Origin of the sequence: Parabacteroides sp. MSK.9.14, assembly GCF_019041495.1 — a bacterium.
In the GTDB taxonomy this organism is placed as follows: domain Bacteria; phylum Bacteroidota; class Bacteroidia; order Bacteroidales; family Tannerellaceae; genus Parabacteroides; species Parabacteroides merdae.
On sequence record NZ_JAHPXO010000111.1, the window covers coordinates 1 to 1,556 of the forward strand.

At 46.2% G+C, this 1,556-nt stretch carries 1 pseudogene; it reads left to right on the forward strand.

The features are described 5' to 3' along the window. A pseudogene (locus KTG12_RS21320) lies at nucleotides 1-1,556 on the forward strand (DNA methylase N-4); the annotation flags it as partial.

Genomic DNA, 1,556 nt, shown 5'->3' on the forward strand with positions numbered 1-1,556 from the left:
CATAAAGGAGGCAAGGGATTGATCGTTTGCCCTAAGCGTGTGGTAGTCGAGTTCCTAACACAAGCGGAACAACACTTGCACATGAAAGTAACCTATGTCCGAACTATGGCAGATGTGATGATATGTCCTACCGACATCATGGTAACAAACTACGAACGTGTGCGTGATGGTGAGGATGGAGTGAGAATAGATCCGTCCTATTTTACTGCAACATCATTGGATGAAGCCAGCGTGTTGCGCGGATTCGGCACCAAGACCTATCAGGAGTTTCTACCGTTGTTCTCGGGTGTCCCTTACAGGTTTGTTGCTACGGCTACACCTTCGCCAAACAGATACAAGGAACTTATACATTATGCTGGTTATCTTGGTGTGATGGACACCGGACAGGCTCTTACTCGATTCTTTCAGCGAGACAGCACGAAGGCGAATAACTTGACACTTTATCCGCATAAGGAAAAAGAGTTTTGGTTGTGGGTATCTACATGGGCGTTGTTCCTAACCAAGCCTTCCGACCTCGGTTATCCGGATACTGGCTATGAGTTGCCTGAACTCCGCGTACATGAAGAGATTGTGAATGTGGACAATTCTACGGCTGGAGCTGATCGTGACGGACAGGTGAAAATGTTTCGTGAGGCTGCTCTCGGACTTGCTGACGCGGCAAAAGAACGCCGAGATAACATGCAGGAAAAGATTGCCCGTGTGGTAGAGATAATCAATCGTCCGGAAAACAAGGACGACCATTTCCTTTTATGGCATGACTTGGAAGCTGAACGGCTGGAACTATGCAAAGCGATTCCTGGTTGTAAGGCTGTCTATGGTTCACAAGACGATGAAGAAGCCGACAAGGTAATATCCGACTTCAAAGATGGCCGGCTGAAATACCTTGCAGCTAAACCGGAGATGCTTGGTGAAGGTCTGAACTTCCAGTATCATTGTCATAAAGCAATCATGTTCATTGACTACCGCTTCAACGATAAGTTCCAAGCGATAGCCCGTATATACCGCTTTATGCAGCAGCATCCTGTTGATCTCTATCTGGTCTATGCCGAAAGCGAGGGTGAAATATTTAAGAGCTTCATGCAGAAATGGGCACAACACCGGGAAATGGTCGCAAATATGACTGAAATTGTCCGGCATAACGGTTTGTTCGGTTTGCAGGCCGAGGAAAAGATGATGCGCTGGATGTTCGCCAGTCGGGAAGAAAAATCCGGCAAGTTGTGGAAAGCAATCAATAACGATAATGTATTGGAATGTCAGAAGATGGAAAGTAACTCTGTAGATCTGATCGTAACCAGTATCCCGTTCTCAAATCATTACGAATACACGCCTACATACAATGACTTTGGGCACAATGAAGATAACGATAAGTTCTTTGAACAGATGGATTATCTTACACCAGAGTTAATGCGCATTTTGAAACCGGGTCGGTTGGCCTGCATCCATGTGAAAGATCGTGTTTTGTTCGGCAACGCCACGGGGGACGGTATGCCAACTATTGACCCGTTCAGCGAAATGACTGTATTTCATTACATGAAGCATGGCTTCCGATATATGGG